19 protein-coding genes and 1 pseudogene are annotated in these 18,333 nt (G+C 35.3%); 5 read left to right on the forward strand and 15 right to left on the reverse strand.

Going from position 1 to position 18,333, the window contains the following annotated elements; genetic code table 11:
• Nucleotides 1-6 precede the first annotated feature (6 nt).
• The 3 genes from purM to psmB all read right to left on the reverse strand — a co-directional run bounded on the left by purM (nucleotide 7) and on the right by psmB (nucleotide 3,748).
• Nucleotides 7-1,026, reverse strand: a complete 1,020-nt coding sequence (gene purM / locus ACJMLO_RS01215) for a phosphoribosylformylglycinamidine cyclo-ligase (RefSeq protein WP_405293113.1) — start codon at nucleotides 1,024-1,026, stop codon at nucleotides 7-9.
• A 63-nt stretch (nucleotides 1,027-1,089) separates the two neighbouring features.
• Nucleotides 1,090-3,003 carry a beta-CASP ribonuclease aCPSF1 gene (locus ACJMLO_RS01220; RefSeq protein ID WP_405293115.1) on the reverse strand — a complete coding sequence of 638 codons (1,914 nt, stop codon included), beginning with the start codon at nucleotides 3,001-3,003 and terminating at the stop codon, nucleotides 1,090-1,092.
• 130 nt (nucleotides 3,004-3,133) lie between these two features.
• Nucleotides 3,134-3,748, reverse strand: coding sequence for an archaeal proteasome endopeptidase complex subunit beta (gene psmB / locus ACJMLO_RS01225; RefSeq protein WP_405293117.1), 615 nt, complete (start codon nucleotides 3,746-3,748; stop codon nucleotides 3,134-3,136).
• A 183-nt stretch (nucleotides 3,749-3,931) separates the two neighbouring features.
• Here psmB and ACJMLO_RS01230 point away from each other — a divergent pair, with 183 nt between their 5' ends.
• Nucleotides 3,932-4,660, forward strand: a complete 729-nt coding sequence (locus ACJMLO_RS01230) for a class I SAM-dependent methyltransferase (protein WP_405293119.1) — start codon at nucleotides 3,932-3,934, stop codon at nucleotides 4,658-4,660.
• On the opposite strand, the gene cofG is transcribed toward ACJMLO_RS01230, so the two are convergent.
• The 5 genes from cofG to ACJMLO_RS01255 form a co-directional block, all read right to left on the reverse strand.
• The gene (cofG, locus tag ACJMLO_RS01235; RefSeq protein ID WP_405293121.1) at nucleotides 4,647-5,738 is read right to left on the reverse strand and encodes a 7,8-didemethyl-8-hydroxy-5-deazariboflavin synthase subunit CofG; all 1,092 of its coding nucleotides are present in this window, start codon (nucleotides 5,736-5,738) and stop codon (nucleotides 4,647-4,649) included. The genes ACJMLO_RS01230 and cofG overlap by 14 nt on opposite strands.
• A 2-nt stretch (nucleotides 5,739-5,740) precedes the next feature.
• On the reverse strand, nucleotides 5,741-6,181 hold the full coding sequence (locus tag ACJMLO_RS01240) for a DUF2120 family protein (RefSeq protein ID WP_405293123.1): 441 nt from the start codon (nucleotides 6,179-6,181) through the stop codon (nucleotides 5,741-5,743).
• 11 nt (nucleotides 6,182-6,192) lie between these two features.
• Nucleotides 6,193-7,131, reverse strand: coding sequence for a GTP cyclohydrolase MptA (gene mptA, locus ACJMLO_RS01245; RefSeq protein ID WP_405293125.1), 939 nt, complete (start codon nucleotides 7,129-7,131; stop codon nucleotides 6,193-6,195).
• Between the two features lie 172 nt (nucleotides 7,132-7,303).
• The gene (locus ACJMLO_RS01250; protein ID WP_292807033.1) at nucleotides 7,304-7,780 is read right to left on the reverse strand and encodes an Lrp/AsnC family transcriptional regulator; all 477 of its coding nucleotides are present in this window, start codon (nucleotides 7,778-7,780) and stop codon (nucleotides 7,304-7,306) included.
• Nucleotides 7,781-8,046: 266 nt separating this feature from the next.
• Nucleotides 8,047-9,207, reverse strand: a complete 1,161-nt coding sequence (locus tag ACJMLO_RS01255; protein ID WP_405293127.1) for a tRNA (guanine(10)-N(2))-dimethyltransferase — start codon at nucleotides 9,205-9,207, stop codon at nucleotides 8,047-8,049.
• 92 nt (nucleotides 9,208-9,299) lie between these two features.
• On the opposite strand from ACJMLO_RS01255, the gene ACJMLO_RS01260 reads away from it, so the two are divergent.
• The gene (locus ACJMLO_RS01260; RefSeq protein ID WP_405293129.1) at nucleotides 9,300-10,406 is read left to right on the forward strand and encodes a DegT/DnrJ/EryC1/StrS family aminotransferase; all 1,107 of its coding nucleotides are present in this window, start codon (nucleotides 9,300-9,302) and stop codon (nucleotides 10,404-10,406) included.
• Between the two features lie 8 nt (nucleotides 10,407-10,414).
• Here the strand turns inward: ACJMLO_RS01260 and ACJMLO_RS01265 are convergent, their stop codons facing one another.
• Complete coding sequence (locus ACJMLO_RS01265; protein WP_405293131.1) at nucleotides 10,415-10,720, reverse strand: MTH1187 family thiamine-binding protein; 306 nt, start codon at nucleotides 10,718-10,720, stop codon at nucleotides 10,415-10,417.
• 52 nt (nucleotides 10,721-10,772) lie between these two features.
• Here ACJMLO_RS01265 and ACJMLO_RS01270 point away from each other — a divergent pair, with 52 nt between their 5' ends.
• A complete protein-coding gene (locus tag ACJMLO_RS01270; protein WP_405293133.1) occupies nucleotides 10,773-11,654 on the forward strand; it encodes a TIGR00269 family protein in 882 nt (293 codons plus the stop codon).
• On the opposite strand, the gene ACJMLO_RS01275 is transcribed toward ACJMLO_RS01270, so the two are convergent.
• The 5 genes from ACJMLO_RS01275 to comB all read right to left on the reverse strand — a co-directional run bounded on the left by ACJMLO_RS01275 (nucleotide 11,598) and on the right by comB (nucleotide 16,069).
• Complete coding sequence (locus ACJMLO_RS01275; RefSeq protein WP_405293135.1) at nucleotides 11,598-12,551, reverse strand: calcium/sodium antiporter; 954 nt, start codon at nucleotides 12,549-12,551, stop codon at nucleotides 11,598-11,600. The genes ACJMLO_RS01270 and ACJMLO_RS01275 overlap by 57 nt on opposite strands.
• A 1-nt stretch (nucleotide 12,552) precedes the next feature.
• Nucleotides 12,553-13,869 (reverse strand): hemolysin family protein, encoded by a 1,317-nt coding sequence (locus tag ACJMLO_RS01280; protein WP_405293137.1) that lies wholly within the window; start codon nucleotides 13,867-13,869, stop codon nucleotides 12,553-12,555.
• 23 nt (nucleotides 13,870-13,892) lie between these two features.
• Complete coding sequence (locus tag ACJMLO_RS01285) at nucleotides 13,893-14,105, reverse strand: DUF1922 domain-containing protein (RefSeq protein WP_405293139.1); 213 nt, start codon at nucleotides 14,103-14,105, stop codon at nucleotides 13,893-13,895.
• Nucleotides 14,106-14,170: 65 nt separating this feature from the next.
• On the reverse strand, nucleotides 14,171-15,340 hold the full coding sequence (locus ACJMLO_RS01290; RefSeq protein ID WP_405293141.1) for a TraB/GumN family protein: 1,170 nt from the start codon (nucleotides 15,338-15,340) through the stop codon (nucleotides 14,171-14,173).
• A 42-nt stretch (nucleotides 15,341-15,382) separates the two neighbouring features.
• Nucleotides 15,383-16,069 (reverse strand): 2-phosphosulfolactate phosphatase, encoded by a 687-nt coding sequence (comB, locus tag ACJMLO_RS01295; protein ID WP_405293143.1) that lies wholly within the window; start codon nucleotides 16,067-16,069, stop codon nucleotides 15,383-15,385.
• 37 nt (nucleotides 16,070-16,106) lie between these two features.
• Between comB and ACJMLO_RS01300 the strand changes: the two genes are divergently transcribed.
• Together ACJMLO_RS01300 and ACJMLO_RS01305 are read left to right on the forward strand one after the other, a co-directional pair.
• Nucleotides 16,107-16,625 carry a hypothetical protein gene (locus ACJMLO_RS01300; RefSeq protein ID WP_405293145.1) on the forward strand — a complete coding sequence of 173 codons (519 nt, stop codon included), beginning with the start codon at nucleotides 16,107-16,109 and terminating at the stop codon, nucleotides 16,623-16,625.
• 52 nt (nucleotides 16,626-16,677) lie between these two features.
• Nucleotides 16,678-17,601: a methanogenesis marker 7 protein gene (locus ACJMLO_RS01305; RefSeq protein WP_405293147.1), complete on the forward strand. Its 924-nt coding sequence runs from the start codon at nucleotides 16,678-16,680 to the stop codon at nucleotides 17,599-17,601.
• Nucleotides 17,602-17,612: 11 nt separating this feature from the next.
• Here the strand turns inward: ACJMLO_RS01305 and ACJMLO_RS01310 are convergent.
• Nucleotides 17,613-18,333, reverse strand: a pseudogene (locus tag ACJMLO_RS01310) (methanogenesis-associated radical SAM protein); the annotation flags it as partial.

Consider the following 18,333-nt stretch of genomic DNA (forward strand, 5'->3'; position numbering starts at 1 on the left):
CACCTCTTAGTATTCGATTTCAGAACCTTCAAAAGCTTTAACAGTAATCTTCTCATCATCTGTAACCTTACCGATTATTTGACAGTTACAATATTGCTTCAAGGTTTCCATAATTTTTTCTGCTTCACCTTCTTCACAGATAACAACAAAACCGACACCCATATTGAAAACCTTATACATTTCCTTGATGTCCACGTTCTGTTCATAAATAAGTTTGAATATTTCAGGAACTTCCGGAAGATTGTTGATTTCATATCCAACACCTTTTTTCAGACGTCTGAGATTTGTAAAACCTCCTCCGGTAATGTGAGCAAGTCCATTAATATTATATTCTTTTTCAAATAGGCTGACAATAGGTTTAACATACAATTCGGTTGGTCGGATTAATTCTTCACCAATGGTGGTTTCGCCATTCGGCATTTTATCGTCTACACCAAATCCGGCATCATCAAACAGGGCCTTTCTTGCAAGACTGTACCCATTGGAATGAATTCCATTACTGTTGATACCGATTAAGACGTTTCCAGGTTGGATATTTTCACCGGTAATGATTTTGTCGATATCTACAAATCCGATACCGGTTCCTGCAAGGTCAAAATCTTTGATAATTCCTGGAAGTGAAGCTGTTTCACCACCAATGATTGCAATTTTTGATTCTATTGCTCCTGTCACTAAACCTTCAGCAATTTCGGCCGCTCTTTCAGGGTCAGGTTTTTCAACAGCGAGATAATCAACTAAAGCTATCGGTTCTGCTCCGACACATAATATGTCGTTTACAACCATTGCAATACAGTCAATACCTACGGTATCATATTTGTTCATCATTTCAGCAATCAAAATTTTACTTCCAACACCATCAGTACTCATTGCAATAGCTTTATCGCCTAATTTAACTAAAGCTGCGTAATGACCACTGTCTGTAATTATATCTCTACATTCCAATGTTGATTTAAGTTTGTCAGCTAATGCGGAAACAGTAACTGCTTCTAAATCAATATCAACACCGGATTCTGAATATGTAACCATGTTCACACCTATTAAAAATTTATATTATTACTATATATGTTTAATATGATATTTAATTATTACTTAATGTATTCTTACACAATCTAAATTAATTGGAGTTTTTGTCTCAATTTTATAACTCCTATGGATTGATGATGCCAAGTCCACAGCCTTGTAAGGGTCACCGTGACAAGTAATAACTTTTTCAGGTCTAGGATTAAGTCTTTTAACATATTCCATCAATTGGCGTCTGTTAGAGTGACCACTGAATCCATTAATGGTTTTGACTTGCATTTTGACACAGAATTGTCTTGTCCTTCCATCATCATCTTCGAGAGGAATTTCTTTCCAGCCTTTCTGAACTCTTCTACCCATTGATCCTTCAGACTGATATCCTACAAAGATAATTGTATTTCTTTCGTCTTCGCATAGCCATTTGAAGTATTCAACTGAGTTTCCTCCAGTTAACATACCTGAGGTAGACAATATAATTGCAGGCTGTTTTGATTCGACAATCTCTTTTCTTTGGTCTCTGTTCTGTACCTTTTCAAACATTTCTGAGACAAATGGATTTCTGCCCATGTGGAAAATTTGGTCCCTTAAGTCTTTACTTAAGTATTCAGGCCTTGCTGTGTGGATTGCTGTAGCTTCCCAAATCATTCCGTCAATGTAAATCGGCACTTCCTCTATCATTCCATGTCTCATATATTCTTCGAGTACAACCATCAATTCCTGTGCCCTTCCCACTGCAAATACCGGAACCAATATTTTTCCGCCACGTTTGAGGGTCTTGTAAATGGTTTTCATCATTTCCTTTTCGGCATTGTTTCTGGAAGGTTGCACATCTTCCTTACCTCCGTAGGTACTTTCCATAATAACAGTTTCAGCACGTGGGAAACGAATTGTTGCAGGTTCAAGTAATCTTGATGGTTCATATTTGAAATCTCCAGTATATACAAGATTGTGAGCTCCGTCTCCAATGTGCATATGGGAGATTGCTGAACCTAAGATGTGTCCTGCATTATGCAAGGTTAATCTTATGTCCGGTGAAATATCGGTCACTTCACCGTAATCTAAAGTAATTGTATTTTTAATCGCTTGCTTTACATGTTTTGATGTAAAAGGAAGTGGATTGCCTTCTCTGTGGGCAATATCCAAATGATCAAATTGTAAAAGAGTTGTCAAGTCTCTTGTTGGAGTTGTACAGTAAACCGGTCCATCATATCCATAATGGAAGAGGTAAGGTACAAATCCGCAATGATCTAAGTGAGCGTGAGATATAATGACTGCATCCAATTCTTCAATTGAAAATTCAGGAGCATTCAAATATGGAAATGCGTTTTTATTATCTGATGCAGCAACATTAACACCACAATCAAGTAAAACACGACTGTTTGGTGTTTGCAGTAACATGGAAGAACGTCCTACTTCTTTAAATCCGCCCATTGAAGTTACTCTGGCCCAATCATTAGGGTATTTGCTTCCTTGGTGAATTTGACGTCCAAGCTTCTGCAATAATTTTTTTCGATCTTTACTGCTATTCTTTTGAATAGTTCTGATTTTTCCAATAATGTCAGAGCTGATTGGTGGGGTTCTTAAAATTTTAGGTGCCCATCCGGTATTTTTAACGATATTTCTTGAAGTCACTCCGTATTTTCCAATAACGAGTCCTGGTTTTTTAGCGGTAATGACCACTTCGCCAGTTACGGTGTCAAAGTATATATCGGTAATTTCAGCTCCATCCGGAACTATCTCATGAATTTTATTTATGGTTGCTTCCGGTTCAAGCAAAGCACTTTTGTCAGATCGGATAATAATTCTTTTTCTAAGTTCTTTTGCAAGTGATCTTATAAGATCGCCATTTTCAGTAATTATTTCTGGATTTTTAGTATAAACCACCACTTCAGGACCTTCAAATTCCACTTTTGAAACTTGAATTTCATCTGGTAGCTTGTTTAAAATCTCTTTTTTAATATCTTCTAAAATATCTGAAGTCATATAATCCCTTCAAAAAAAGTTTGTGTAGGATAATAGTTTATGAAAGCGTTTTAAGCTATAATTAGTAATATTTCACAAACTATCTACACTTGTTATATAAAAAATAGTTAGTTATGAAAAATTAGCTTACTTATATTTTTTCAAGAATCTCATTAATTTTTTCATTATCTAACATTTCAAAGCCGTTTTTGTCTACTTTTGCAACCAAGTATCCATTACCTGAATAAGTGTCACGTTCAGCAGCAGCTCTGATAGCTCTTATGGCTATTTCAATTCCTTCGTCAGTTGTTAAATCATCTCTAAATCTGTCTTCAAGAACACCGTAAGCTACGATAGAACCTGATCCAGTTGAGATGTAAGTATCTTCAATCATACCACCTGCTGGGTCAAGTGAGTATAGAGATGGTTTGTCGCCGTCCATTCCTCCAAGCAATGTCTGAACATACATCGGTCCGGAACGTAAGATGTTGGCGGTTAATGATGCAGCCGCTTTAACGCTAATTGCATCATTGTTTCTCATTTGGTATAATGAAACTTCTGCTTCAATAACTTTCATCAAGCTTTGAGCATCTCCAACGGAACCAGCTATGGTTGTTACAATATGATTATCAATTTTAAATATTTTTTCTGCAACTTTGTGAGCTACAAGGTTTCCCATACTAGCTCTTCTTTCGCTTGCAAATACAACTCCGTCTTTACAAGTAATTCCAACGGTTGTTGTACCTTCTAGTATTTTATCATCCATTTAAATACACCTCGTATAAGTATTTAAAATATCTTATTTCAACTACTTATAGGTTATAAACAAAATATAAATTAATTTAGGCAAATTAATTTTTATTTAAAATCAGAATCAATAATTAGTATAAACTAACAATATTAATATTAGTTATTTGCATATATAAACTTTTCTTTTGATGGGGTAAAAATGAAATACAAAAAAATTGGAGATATCCTGATATTGGATAAGGGTTATTGTGATGAAGATTTTGAACGATTATCTAGAAAACACAATGTTAAGACCATAATGAGGATTGACCATATTCAGGGAACCAAAAGGGAACCTGTCTATAAGATTCTTTATGGCAGCGAAACAGAAACAATCAACAAAGAGAATGGCTGCCTGTTCAAATTGGACTTGTCAAAGGTGATGTGGTCAAAAGGCAATAACAATGAACGGTTGAGAATTGCAAAATTGGTTAGGGATGGAGAAAGGGTAATAGACATGTTTGCGGGAATCGGTTACTTTACCATTCCAATCGGCGTTCATGCAAATGCTTCAGAAGTTATTGCAATTGAAATCAATCCCAATTCATATCATTTCTTATGCGAAAACATTGAGCTGAATAAATTAAACAATATCACACCAGTTTTGGGGGATTGTATGGTGGAAACTCCAAAATATAAGGCCGACCGCATCATTATGGGATATGTTAAAACAACCCATCATTACCTAAAGGTTGCAATCGATAGTCTGAATGAGGGGGGAATACTGCATTATCATGAAACCGTCCCTGAAAAACTGATGAAAACAAGGCCTATCGATAGGATTGTTTGTGAGGCTGGCGGTCGTGAGGTTGAGTTGCTAAAATTAAATAAAATTAAAAAGTATGCTCCCGGTGTGGAGCACGTTGTTGTCGATGCTAGGATATATTAGCAATTTTTTTTAAAAGCAACTCATTTAGCCAGTCGCTATTAATGTATTTTTCATAAACGCACAATCTTTCAGTTAATTCAAATCCTGCATCTTCAGTTAACTCTTTAAGCTCATCAATTCCCGGCCAAGGGGAAGTGATGTTTACATAATCCGGACTTACGGGTGAAACTCCGCCCCAATCGTCAGCGCCACACAATAAAAATATTTGGGCGGTATCATTGTTTAGGTTAGGGGGAACCTGTATGCTGACATCACTGTCACCAAATAACAGCGTGCCTGCAATCACTGTTCTAATCATATCTAAAAAGCTAGGCTCCGGCCAGTTTTCCATTTCAATGCCAGGTATAGGCGTGAAGTTTTGAATAATCACTTCTTGAATATGTCCGTATTTGTCGGATAGATCTTTAATTGTCAATAATGATTCGGCAATTTCTTCTTTTGTCTCGCCAATTCCAATCAGGATTCCTGTGGTATATGGAATTTTCAGTTTTCCTGCATTTTCAATTGTTTCAATTCTAATTTCGGGATTTTTTCCGGGACTTTTGTTGTGGGCAGGCAGATCCATCAGTCTTTTAGATGAGTTTTCAAGCATCAGTCCCATTGATGCATTAACCTCTTTCAGCCTTTTCAAATCTTCATAAGAGTAATTTCCACCATTGGTATGTGGTAAAAGAGAAGTTTCATCCAATGTCATTTGACAAATGTCAACGACATAGTCAATCATTTTATCGTATCCGTATTCCTTTAATTTTAAACGAACGGATTCTTCCTCATCGGCATCTTCACCAAATGTAAATAAAGCTTCTTTACATCCGTAATGTTCAGCTTCTTTTAATTCATTTAATACTTCTTCCTTAGTTTTTAAAAGAATAACATCCGGGTCTTCAGGATCTTTTTTAAAATTACAATATCCGCAATCATTTTTGCAGATTTCAGTCAATGGTATAAAAATATTTTTAGAATAAGTAATAAGATTATTCTCCCTATATTTTACGGTTTCTGACATGTATTCAATAATTTCACTGTCAGTAGCATTCAATATGTGGAGAATATCCTTTTTAGTTAAATTTGATGTCATGTTTAATCTTCACGTTCGGAGACAGTAACTTCCACATAAAGTGGGGGGATTTCATTTTTATCTTCCCAAATGGCGATAATAACATCAAATTTTGGAAGTTCAAATACTTTATATTCAACAACAAGGCCCATAGATTCCAATTCCTCTTTCATTCTTGAGAAACCTTTGTTGTCAACATCATTTGTAATATTTTCACTTCTTTTAATGTTTTTATCTCCAACTTCAAGTATTTCTGAAATTTTTTCGGAAGTGGCATCCAGTTCAGTTCCGCCGAGAATTTCACCAACTTCTGTAAGTTTTGACTCAAATTCATTCAGCGGCAGAATTTTTCTGGATCTGCCTCTAACAATCAAAATTCTTTCATTGTCTATTGCAGGTCTTGATCCTTTAAAAGCATCAAAAAAACCCATTACCTCTCCTGCAATTTCATATGTTTTTTTCATTAAATCAAACCCTAGATATTTAATTCTGATTTCAATTCTCCAAGGGTAGTTACCTTTTCAGCATAAGCATTATGTCTGTGAATACTTTCCTGATTTTCCTGACGTGCGGTGATTAATGTGTCATCTGGGAAATCGCCATATTTCTGGACAATTTTTTCCATCATGTTTCTAACACAATCTTCAACGAAAACAGGTTTTCTGTGAGCATTCATTACTGTTGCATTTTCATCAGGTCTTTTAAGTAATTCACATACTGGAGAACTCATTGAAGTTTCAATGATTTCAATTAAATCTTCTGCTTTAACGTATTTATGTTCAGGAACTTCAATCAATAATGTTCCTACTCCCCTTTGATTGTGTGAAGCAAAAGTAACTGTATCTAAAACTTTTTGAGTTGTTTCTTCATCTAAGAATTCTAATAATTTAATTTTATCAGATTCTCTAACAGATTCCTGTGCACAAGGACACACTGTCATTCCAATAAGTTCTGCGCCTATACTTTTTCTAATATCTACGTTGCCGTTTTCATCTCTCAATCCAACAGCTTTAGCTTTTAGCTGTGCCATTTCCTGAGTTTTATTTTTAGTAACAGGAGATTCCTTCATGAACATGAAATCAGTTGTCATTGATATTTCAACGCGTTCTGCATATTCGTGCTTGGTCATCATTCTGTCAACAATTTTTGCACATAATGATTCAACGTCTACTGTGGAGTCTTTAGCTACATCCTCAAGGACTTCACTAATGGCTTCCGGGTTCCTGGACATATGTACTCCTTTTTGAGTGCTTGGCAAATCTACAAATGCATCAAAAGTAGGTACTAATATTATAGGTCTTTTATTTGTTCTTTTAAGTTGTAATAATTTCTTAACTCCAGTTACACCTACTCTTGTTAATTTAATAGGTATGTTTGGAGTATCGTCCTGAGTATCGGGTAAGCAAACTGCCAATTTTATAACCTCTATTTAAATTAATTTAAACATTTTAATTTTTGTATCTTTTCACTTAAATACTTAATAATAATTAGCTTTGTTAAGGAAAAAAATGATATTTAATTCTTACAAAAAATAGTACGATAAAAAAAATAATTGAAAGTAGTATGTTAACTACTTCAAAATGAATTTATAATATGTTGGAAGATCCCATATCTTCCTTAATCACGTCAAGGACAGTTTGAGTGTAGGTTCTTTCTATAATTGGGTCCTTCAATAATTCTTTAATAAATGCGTTTAATTCGTTGGTGTTTCTGAACTTTGCAATTAAAAATGCGTCGTATTCACCGGTAACGTCATATATTCCGACAACATTTTTGTTAAAGAATGTTTTTTCTTCCCAATTCTTAAGTTTTCCACCTTTAACTCTAACTCCGATGATAGTGGTTAAAACAAAACCTAATTTTTCATGGTCGATTACTGGGGAGAATTTTTTGATGACTCCAGATTTCACCATCTTATCAATACGGTTGTGAACGGTTCCCACAGAAACATCCAAACTACGGGATATTTGTCTATAAGAAGTTCTAACGTCCTCATTGATGATTTTAAGAATGTTGATGTCAGTATCATCGAGTTTAACTACATTATCTTTAGTTTTTACCATTTGATATCTCCTTTATATAATTATTTTTCAAAAATGGCGGTTATCCATAAATAACCTTATGGATTATAGTAACTCTTTTATAATATATAAAACTTTTTGTAGTTTTTTCTATTTTTTTTTAAATTTTTAGAAAAAATAACTAATTGTAAATTTAATAGTATAATTTTATATAATTGTTGTCAATTGTTATATCTTATTGAATTTTTTACCCTCTTATGCTCTAAATTTTATTATTATTTTAATTTTTTTATAAAAAAAATTTAATTTTACTTGTTTAACTTAATCAAAATCTGTTCAATATCTTTGATTCCGGCATCACTCTTGATGCCCAATGGATTATAGTGTGTTTTGATTGCTTGAAAACCATCATTTTTAAGCTCATCCAGAATTAAATCAAATTTTGGTGCGCTGAGTTTTAAGGATTTGCATATGCTGTGCACATCATAAAATGTTGCAGGAGCATTAGATTCAATGAGGCATTTGTTCAATAGTTTCAAGGCCTCTTTTTCGCTATTGATTTTTTTGTTTTCCGCTTCAAGAATCATTTTCCTGATGAACTCTTCGTTTTGTATTGGACCTAACCATAATGGACCGGCATGAACTAATTTTTCGCCACAGATTGGGCAAACGTCATCAATGGGGCTTGCCAATCCGTTTCGGGTTTGTCTGTGCAGGCAATTTTTGCAGTGGCTGATGTATCCCATATTTTTCAGAGATTCGTCAGTTCTTTTCGAACCCTTTTTAATTTCAAGGTACAGTCTCATATAATGTTCGGTACTGTGTGACATTTTTACTTCAATGAATTTCGCATATTTTGAAAGGCTTAAAGCAACAAAGCCTGCCAGAATTCTAATTCCGGTTTCATGGCAGTATTCGCTTTTGTATGGTTTGGAATTGTATTTGCGAATGCAAGGTTCGGGATATGTTCCGCATAATGCTGATGTGTCTGTTGCTGTAACGCATAATAGCGAATCTCTACGAGCGCAGTAACCTGCTGAATCCAAAAATGGTGAAGGGGTTCCAAAAGGATCGATGTCTATTACATCAAATTCTCCGCGTTTCATCCTTAAAAACATGCTTGCATCATGCTGGTAGACTTCAACATCACTTAAATTATTTAATTCAATATTGTGCCTTTCGTAGTGATTTGCGGTTTCGCTTATGTCATTGATTGATACTTCACCAACTCCATCAATCTCTTTTTTATATCTCACGCCTCTGATTCCACTTCCTCCAAACAGGTCGCAGATGTTTATTTCTCTGCCTTGTTCCTTTTGAAATACCTGGATTGCAAGAATGGACAGGTCTCTATTTAATTCCATATGAGGATTATAGAAAACCGGTGCAGCTGATGAAACCTTTTCAAATTCCGGAAATTCAATTGTTGTCAATCCCTCTTCAATGCGTTTTATTTTATATTCTTCCATTACTTCTCACTCGTAGTTTTTTTTAATAACTAATATTTTAAATATTATTAGATTTAAACATTAGTATAGTAAATTTCTAATTGGTGATAATTGTGTCAGAAATTAAAGTTCCTATTGCAAAACCAATAATTGGGGAAGAAGAAATAGAAAATGTAGTTGAAGTTTTAAAATCCGGAATGATTGCTCAGGGCCCTAAAGTTGAAGAATTTGAGCAAAAATTTGCTGAATGGGTTGGAGCAGAACATGCTATTGCCGTTAACTCTGGAACAGCAGCATTGCACACAGCATTGCTTTCATGTGACATCGGTCCGGAAGACGAAGTAATTACATCTCCATTCACTTTCATTGCAAGTGGAAACGCAATTTTATACACCGGTGCAGAGCCGGTATTTGCGGATATCGATTTAAAAACCTACACTTTAAATCCTGATGCAATTGAAGATTTGATAACTGAAAATACCAAGGCAATTTTGCCGGTTCAGTTATATGGGCAATCTGCAAATATGGAAAGAATCAATGAGATTGCTGAAAAATATGGTTTGATTGTCATTGAAGACGCCGCACAGGCTCATGGTGCAACTTGCAATGGTCAAAAGGTTGGAAGTATTGGGGACATGTCATGTTTCAGTTTTTACCCAACAAAAAATATGACTACCTCTGAAGGTGGAATCATAACCACCGATGATGAAGACTTGGCAGACAATGCAAGAATGTTCAGGGCTCATGGAGCCAGCTTAAGATATCATCACGATGCAATAGGATATAACTTCAGAATGACTGATATTTCAGCGGCAATAGGTCTTGCACAATTAGAAAAAATTGATGAATTCAATGATAAGAGAATAGCCAATGCTGCCTATTTGAATGAAGGCTTAAAAGATGTTGACGGAATCATAACTCCTTATTGCGCTTACGATTCAAAACACGTATATCACCAGTATACAATCAGGGTTGAGAAAGGAGACCGTGATGATTGGGTTGACATAATCAATGATTGCGGTGTTGGAACTGGAATTCATTACCCTATTCCTTTATATAATCAGCCAATTTACAGGGCACTTGGAATTGAAGGGGACTGTCCAAATGCTGAACTTGCAGCGGATAATGTCATCTCACTGCCGGTTCATCCATCTTTAACAAAAGAAGATTTAGATTTAGTTATTGAAGCTGTTAAAACCGCTTCAGAAGAGTTAGAATAATTTCTAACTTATTTCAACATTTTTTCTACCGTATCCACTTTAGCATCTAAAGTTCTGTTTTCCAGATCTCTTCTGTCATCTACTTTTATGACTGTATATACTCTACCTATTCCAAGCTTAAAAATCGCTTCTTGAGCGGTAGCTATTGCGGTGTATAGTTCTTCCAGATTATCTGCTTCAATTTGAGTTCCCATTCCAGTAAGTTGGTATTTGAGTCCAGATTCCTTAATGGATTGGACTGCAGCGGTTACATAGTCCTTACATTCGGTTGTCTCGGTTCCTACAGGCAATATTGCAAAATCACATGTTATCATATTTTTCACCTACTAAAATTATTTATTGACCTTTGTATAAATTAATTTAGTAATGGTGAAATTAAACAAAGATGATTTTAATGACAAAATTTTTACAAGAATCAATAATTTAATCAGCGATTATGATTTGATTAAGGAAGGTGAGCTAATTGCCGTAGCCCTGTCTGGAGGTAAGGATAGTGTTCTTACTCTTCATGCTCTAAAGAATTATCAGCAATTGCTCGACTTTGATTTGGTGGCTATTAGTGTTGATGAGGGAATTGACGGTTATCGCCAGCATGGAATCGATTCTGCTGTTAAAAATGCCAAGGATTTGAATGTAAAGCTTGTTCAAAAGTCATTTAAGGATGAGGAAGGTTTCGCCTTGGACGATATTTATTCTGATTTTAAAAGTGCATGCATTCCCTGTGGAGTATTCAGGAGAAACATCTTAAATAAAACCGCTTATGAATTGGGGGCGGTAAAAATAGCAACGGGACATAACCTGGATGATGAAATTCAATCTTTTTTAATGAGCTTTGCTCGTGGAGATACAATCAAGTTTTCAAAGTTTGGTCCTGAACTTGATGTGATTCATCCTAAGCTGGTTCCGCGAATCAAGCCCTTATGGAATACTCCTGAAAAGGAAGTGGGGATGTGGGCTGTTATAAATGATATTGACATTCATCTGGATGAGTGCCCTTATTCCCATTTGTCTTTAAGGGCCAAAATCAAGGAGTTTTTAAATGTCAGTGAAGACCAATATCCTGGCGTCAAGCAAAATGTGATGGATTCCTTTAAAAAGATACTTGCATTTGAAAATGATATTTCAACAAGCCTTAATGAATGCGAGGAATGCGGTGAGCCAACTTCATCTAACATCTGCAAGGCTTGTGAGTTAAAAAGGGAAATAATTTCTCCAAATTGCAAAGCCCATATAGAATACAAACAGTAATATTAAGATTACTCCCTCTTTTTTATCATATTTGTCCTGTGTTTTACCAAATATGAAACAGATTATGGTAACAATTACCATCAATATGACATCAAAGAGCATGCTTGAGTCTATAGGTATTGCACTAATTGCACTGCTTGCACCTAATACAAACAATATGTTAAAGATGTTTGATCCAATAACGTTACCTATAACCAACTGATTTTCTCCTTTCTTTAAAGCAGTGATTGAAGTTACAAATTCAGGTAAGGAAGTACCGATTGCCACAATGGTTAAACCTACCAATGTTTCACTCATTCCAAATGCTATTGCTATATCTGAAGCACTGTTAACAACTAAATCTCCACCAAGCACGATGCCTGCAAGTCCAATTATTATATAAATAATACTTTTTGCGGCGCTTAGTTTTGGCTTTTCTACTTGTGTGGCACCTGATTTCATTGTTGTTCTAATAAGGAAAAACATATATGCAATCATGATGATTAAGAGAATTATACCTTCAATAGATGATATTTCTCCGCTAATGAAAATAAATGCCGCAAATAAGAGGGTGATTCCTACAAGGAATGGCAAATCTCTGTTAAGGACCTCTTTTTCCATTAACAGTTCACTGAGTAATGCTGAAACACCAATTACCATTAATAAATTGAACATATTACTTCCAATTACATTACTGACTGCCATTGCATTGCTTCCGGTCAAAGAAGAGGTGATTGAGACAGCTGCTTCGGGAGCGCTTGTTCCCAAAGCGACAATTGTCAAACCGACAATAATGGTAGGAACTTTTAAAAGGGATGCAATACTGCTTGCCCCATCAACAAACAAATCGGAACCTTTTATTAAAAATACAAATCCCACAATCAATAAAACTACTTGAATTAGGATAGATGCGTCCATATTATTCCTCCATGCCTTCTTCAGGTCCCAAATCAGTAACTATGACCTTATCGATTTGGTGACCGTCCATGTCTATGATTTCAAAAACGAATCTTCCACATTCAAAAATGTCCTCTTCATTAGGAATTGTACCACTTATACTGAGTATGAATCCTGCTAATGTTGTGTAATTGTCTTCTTCTTCATCAGGTAGGGATTCTTTAAAGTTAAATAATTCTTTAAACTTGTCGATAGGATATCTTCCATCAATTAGCCAGGTGCCGTCCGCTCTTTGAATCGCTTCCGGTTCGGCCTCCTCATCAATTCCCGGAATGTCTCCTACTATACCTTCAAGTAAATCGTTTAATGTGATTAATCCTTCAACACTTCCGAATTCATCAATTACAAGAGACATGTGGACATATCCTTGATTTTCTTTAAATTCTTTAAGTAATTCTAATGTTTCTAAATGTTCGGAAACCACAAGTGGCTCTTTTACAATTTTATGAACGTCAAATTTTTCGTCGCCAAACATTGCGGATAATATGTCTTTTGCTTGAACAACACCAATAAAATCATCAAGCTCTCCAGAAGCTATTGGAAAAATGGATCTTTTACTTTCAATGATTTTTACTTTATTGATTTCCCTATCATCTTCCAAATCAATCCAGATTATCTCATTTCTAGGGGTCATTATGCTTTCAACTTTCTGGTCATCAAGTTTGAAAACCCTTTTGATTATGTCTTCTTCTTCTTTTTCAATAGTTCCGTCTTCTCTTCCTTCTTTAATCATCAATTCGATTTCTTCTTCAGTTACAACATCTTCATTTTTATTTTCTATTCTCAGTAACCATAAAAGAAAACTGCTTGATTTAGCTAAAATGAAACTGACCGGTTTTGAAACTTTTTCAAGAATTACCATGCTTTTTGCAACTTTTAGGGAAATCCTTTCCGGGTCGTTTAATGCAATAACCTTAGGAACAATTTCTCCAACGACCAAAGTCAGATAGGTAGTTACAATAACCACAATCGCCACACTTATAGGTTCGCTGTAAGGTAAAAATGAAATAACTTTGGCGAGTGGTTCAGATAAGGTTACTCCACCAAAAGCCCCTGTCAAAACACCAATAAGTGAAATTCCAATTTGGACGGTGGATAAAAATTCATTTGGATCTTCTAGCAAATCCAAAACGATTTCCGCATTTTTGTTTCCTTCTTCAATGTATTTTTGCATTTTTGCTTTTCTAACAGATACGACGGCAAGTTCCGCCATCGACAAATATCCGGTAAGGATAATTAAAATTAATATAATAATTATTTCGAGTGTCGTTCCAATCATTTTTAACAGACCATTAAAACTAATTATAAATCACTGGCTCTCTGAAAGTCAGTATTTCCATATATTTTATCTTGCATTTCCTGAACCGCTTCGGAAGCTTCTTCTCTTGTAGCCACTTTTTGAAAAATGCGCCTTGATTTGACTTTTAATGTTTTTCCACATACGCATTTGCGTGTAGCCACTCCTTCTTTAGCATACAATGCTCTTCCACAGTCGCAGCGAAATATAAGATACATGATTTTTTTTCCATTAAAATTAATAAGTAATTATAATTTCGTCAATATATTATATATATTTTCACCTACATTCCAAAGATTTTCATAAATAACGGTATGAAAACTTTAGACGGTAAAATCACTAGGGTTGCTATGCTCACTCCTAGATTGGTACCGATAACAACTAAAAGTATTCTGAATATGCTGTTATTCCATAAGTCCTTAAAGCTCTCGATATGGGCTAAATTTTTAATATCACTTTGTTTAACTTTTCTGAATTTTGCTTCGCACAATCCTGAAAACCATCCTGCTGCAAGCAGTGGGTGAATAATGGTTAGAGGTGCAACTGCTCCTCCTACAATTGCAGATTGGATTTTTGAACCTGAAAGGATTGATCCGACGAATCCCATAATCATGCTGATGACAATAAAATCATAGATGTTCCAGGTAATGTTTATCCCGCTAAAAAATGCCAGAAAAAATATCACCACAAATAAAATAGGAATCATGGCTAAAAAGATTTTAACCCAAGGAATGCCTTTTTTATCATTGATGACTTCTAAATCTCTTAAATTAGGTAATGTTTCGGGGTTGTCGAGGTATTTTTCGATTCCCGGTTTGTGTCCGGCACCAACAACTGCAATTACATGGTCCTGCGGAATTCTCATTATGCTTCCTGCAAGATATGCATCCCTTTCATGCACAAGAACCTCGTGAACGCTTGGAGCCTCATCCTTAAAGATGTCCATCAGCTCATCAAGGTTGTCGGGGTTTTTCAGCTCTTCAACATCGATGTCTTCTTCATCGCCAAAACCAAAAACAGAAGCAATTAGGCTAAATAGGAATTTGGCTTTTTCAATAAAGCCCATTTTATTCAAAGCCCTTTGTAAAGTTACATTAACGTCTCTGTCAATCAGAGCTATTGGAATTCCTAAATCTTCACTTGCTTCAATGGCGCCAATCATTTCTGAACCTGGTGCAACATCAAGATCTGCTCCAATTTTTGACTGGAAGTAGCTTAAAAGTGTACTTGTAAAAAACAATGCAACCTTATTTTCTTTGATGATTCGGGTAACTGATATTTCTTCATCTCTTTCAATACCCATCATTTGTTCTTTCAATTTGGTGTATCGTCCTCTGTCAAGTTCGATTGCCACCACGTCAGGGTGTTGCTCATAGATTGCATCTTTCACTTCATCTACGCTTTCTTGTGATACATGAGCGGTACCAATTATTTTTAAACATTCTCTTTTCAAAAAAACACTTCTTTAAAATTATAATATCTAATATTATGAAATCTAGATATATAAAGTTAATTCCTTATTTTTATATATTGCAACATTATTGCTAATGTTTTTTAGACATGATAGTTCCACATCGTTCTGATGATTAAGTTCAGCGAGTCTTTTTCCGGTTCTTGAGTTTAAAAATGCATCTTTTAGGGAATTATAATCTCTGCTTGCTAAAATGCTTGCCTTTGCATATTCGTTCAATTCGCATTCTTCACAATTTTGACTTATCCAGTATATGATTTCCCCTGATGCGAGAAAATCTTCAATGGCAAATTCTCCTTTAACGCCGGCCATCACAACATCAATGTGATTTTCAGCCAGCTGTAAACTTTTTAAACCAACCGCTTTTGCATTGACCATTGAACCAACTAAAACTTTTGAAGACATATTTTCAAGTATTCTGGTTCCGTTAGTTGTTGTTAGTATAAGTGTATCCTCTTGTGTTTTCAAATCTTTAATTCCACATGGGGTATTTCCAATGTCAAACCCTTCGATTTGCTTTCCATTGCGTTCTCCTGCAAGGACTCCGCCAATTTTATCTTTTAGATTCAAGGCTTCTTCAGGGCTTAAGCAGGGGATTATCTTTTTAAATTTATCTAAAGCTAAAGTTATTGTTGTGCTTGCCCTCAGCACATCCACCATAATGGAAACATCGCTGCTTACACTTTCCTCAAAACTTAATGTTACTTTCATGATTTAATTTATATTGAATGTCATTAATAATATTATTATGAAAATTGTCACAACGCCGATGTGTGAGGAAATTGTAAAATTGGCGGGCATAACAGATTATGCCGTAAATAAATTTCCAAATAAGGATGATGGGGATTTGGCTATCCTTCTTTCAGAAAGTAAAGTGGATATGGATTCGTTAGCAATTAAAATTAACACTTCCACTCAAATTTTCGAAAGCATTAAGGAGGTTTCCAATCTCTCAGCCAAACCATTAAACGATGATGAAATCAGTGTCTTTTTTGAGGATTATGAACTGTGCAAAAAATACCTGAATTCCAATTTTAAAAGGGATGTAAATGTCAAGGTCTATTCCGAATTTTTAAAGGATATAGTTTCTGATGTTGGATTCAATATAGTTTGCGATAACTTTGAATATGTGATATATCCAGATTATTTAAAAAATAATGTTAAAGAAACTGATAATCTTGTTGAAATTCCTTCTCACAATGACATTTCCAAAAATCCATTTAAAAAGGCGGAATTGAGATATTCGATTTTAGAAAATTTAATATAGATATAAATTGAAATAATATATTATTATAATTGCATTTTTGAGAGTTGTTAATATGTATGAAACATTAACATTTACTGGTGGAGTTCACAAAAGTGAAGAAGTTAAAGAATTGATTGAAGATTTGGGAGGATTCATTCTTCAGGAAAATATCCAGCAAATGGAACTTGTCTTGAATATGGCAGTTCCTTTAGAAGATGTTGATAAAATTGAAGTTAAAGCTAAAGAGCTTTTGGCTAAGATTTCTGTTGCTCCTATGGCAGGTTCTGAAATAGCTATTGTTTCACCTACTCTTGCAAGGCATCACTTGCCTCATGCGGCATGCGATATCTCTGAATATCTGCGTGAGTATGGTGCTAAGGATAATATGATCGGTCTTGCCCGTGGGGATGGTAAGGGAACTTCTGGAATTACTGAGGAAGAAAAGGATTTGATTGAAGAGCATGATGTGGTTATTTTTGCTTTGGGCAGTTTTGAAAATTGCATTAAGGAAAAATCTTTCCTATATGATGATATTGATATTCCAGTAATTGTTACAGGTGCTCCTGAAATTGATGTTGAAGAGCTTCCTGGTGCAGATGCATATGTCGGAGGCCTTGGAAGAATTCCAAGAAGGCTTAGAAGAGGTCCGGATATTCGTGCTCTCGATAAATTGGTTGAAACCACTGAAAAAATATTGAATGATAAAAAACGTGAAATGACTCTTGATGCGCCATTGGTGCCATCAATTGTTGTTAAAAATGCAATTGAAAACCAAATTAGAGAAATTAAAGATGTAATTTCTCCAACACCAGTAACTTCACAATTGGATGGGGTTCGTGTAAAATTAGATTACGATACCTATGCTGAAGATATTGGTAATGTGGTCATTGACGGTAAGAAATTATCCGAACTGGCAGTGATTAAAAAGTCAAAAATGTATGATTATATCCTGGTAAAAATAAATAGTGAGAGTTCTCTTGTTGAGGATTCTAACTAACTCTCTTTTTTTTAGATTCTTCTCATACCGAAGAAGTTGATTGCATCTACCAAATCATTAAATTGTTCTAGTTCTCTTTCTATTACGTTTTCATCGCTCATATCGATACTTAATTCTCCATCGACTGTTAAAGTGTCTGGTCCACGACCGATGAGACGTTCAACACCATCGGCACTTAGGATTCTCTCGGCATCAAGCTGGTGAACAAATGATCGTCCGGGCAGAATTACAACATCTTTGATTTCGCTCAAATCAAGTTTTTCCAAATCCTCTTTTGTGATTAGGCATGCAATTTCTTTATCCACGGCCACAACATTGACATTGTCGGTTTGAATTTTGCCGAATATTTTAGAAAGAAACGGTTCGGCTATTTTTGATGTGATTAATGTGGCCTCGCCAGTTACAGGCTTGATGAATTGCAGGAAGACTTCATTTTCATCTTTTGCAATTGCGAAGGGGCCTCCGGTTTCAGGATCGCATATTGGTGTTCCGCTCACTCTGAAATTATACTCGGAGTTGATTTGCTTTACAAGTTCGCCGAATTCTTCAACAGGCTGTGATTCTATGCCCTTGATGATAGGTTCGTTTCCCAAAATCAGCCCCTCGTTGAAGGTATTTGCAAATCTCATTAAAAGCATTCCTTTTGCTCCCCATTCTTCCAGGGAATTGCAGGTTTGCCTTAAAACATCTCCGTCATTCACTCCAGGTATTATTACTGCAGCGCCTGTCAAA

The organism is Methanobrevibacter sp., from assembly GCF_045120835.1.
Lineage (GTDB): Archaea > Methanobacteriota > Methanobacteria > Methanobacteriales > Methanobacteriaceae > Methanocatella.

Coding starts and splice junctions, on each gene's coding strand:
- purM (WP_405293113.1), bottom strand. CDS start 1,026: ATGGTTACATATTCAGAATCCGGTGTTGATATTGATTTAGAAGCAGTT.
- ACJMLO_RS01220 (WP_405293115.1), bottom strand. CDS start 3,003: ATGACTTCAGATATTTTAGAAGATATTAAAAAAGAGATTTTAAACAAG.
- psmB (WP_405293117.1), bottom strand. CDS start 3,748: ATGGATGATAAAATACTAGAAGGTACAACAACCGTTGGAATTACTTGT.
- ACJMLO_RS01230 (WP_405293119.1), top strand. CDS start 3,932: ATGAAATACAAAAAAATTGGAGATATCCTGATATTGGATAAGGGTTAT.
- cofG (WP_405293121.1), bottom strand. CDS start 5,738: ATGACATCAAATTTAACTAAAAAGGATATTCTCCACATATTGAATGCT.
- ACJMLO_RS01240 (WP_405293123.1), bottom strand. CDS start 6,181: ATGAAAAAAACATATGAAATTGCAGGAGAGGTAATGGGTTTTTTTGAT.
- ACJMLO_RS01250 (WP_292807033.1), bottom strand. CDS start 7,780: ATGGTAAAAACTAAAGATAATGTAGTTAAACTCGATGATACTGACATC.
- ACJMLO_RS01255 (WP_405293127.1), bottom strand. CDS start 9,207: ATGGAAGAATATAAAATAAAACGCATTGAAGAGGGATTGACAACAATT.
- ACJMLO_RS01265 (WP_405293131.1), bottom strand. CDS start 10,720: ATGATAACATGTGATTTTGCAATATTGCCTGTAGGAACCGAGACAACC.
- ACJMLO_RS01270 (WP_405293133.1), top strand. CDS start 10,773: ATGGTGAAATTAAACAAAGATGATTTTAATGACAAAATTTTTACAAGA.
- ACJMLO_RS01275 (WP_405293135.1), bottom strand. CDS start 12,551: ATGGACGCATCTATCCTAATTCAAGTAGTTTTATTGATTGTGGGATTT.
- ACJMLO_RS01280 (WP_405293137.1), bottom strand. CDS start 13,869: ATGATTGGAACGACACTCGAAATAATTATTATATTAATTTTAATTATC.
- ACJMLO_RS01285 (WP_405293139.1), bottom strand. CDS start 14,105: ATGTATCTTATATTTCGCTGCGACTGTGGAAGAGCATTGTATGCTAAA.
- comB (WP_405293143.1), bottom strand. CDS start 16,069: ATGAAAGTAACATTAAGTTTTGAGGAAAGTGTAAGCAGCGATGTTTCC.
- ACJMLO_RS01300 (WP_405293145.1), top strand. CDS start 16,107: ATGAAAATTGTCACAACGCCGATGTGTGAGGAAATTGTAAAATTGGCG.
- ACJMLO_RS01305 (WP_405293147.1), top strand. CDS start 16,678: ATGTATGAAACATTAACATTTACTGGTGGAGTTCACAAAAGTGAAGAA.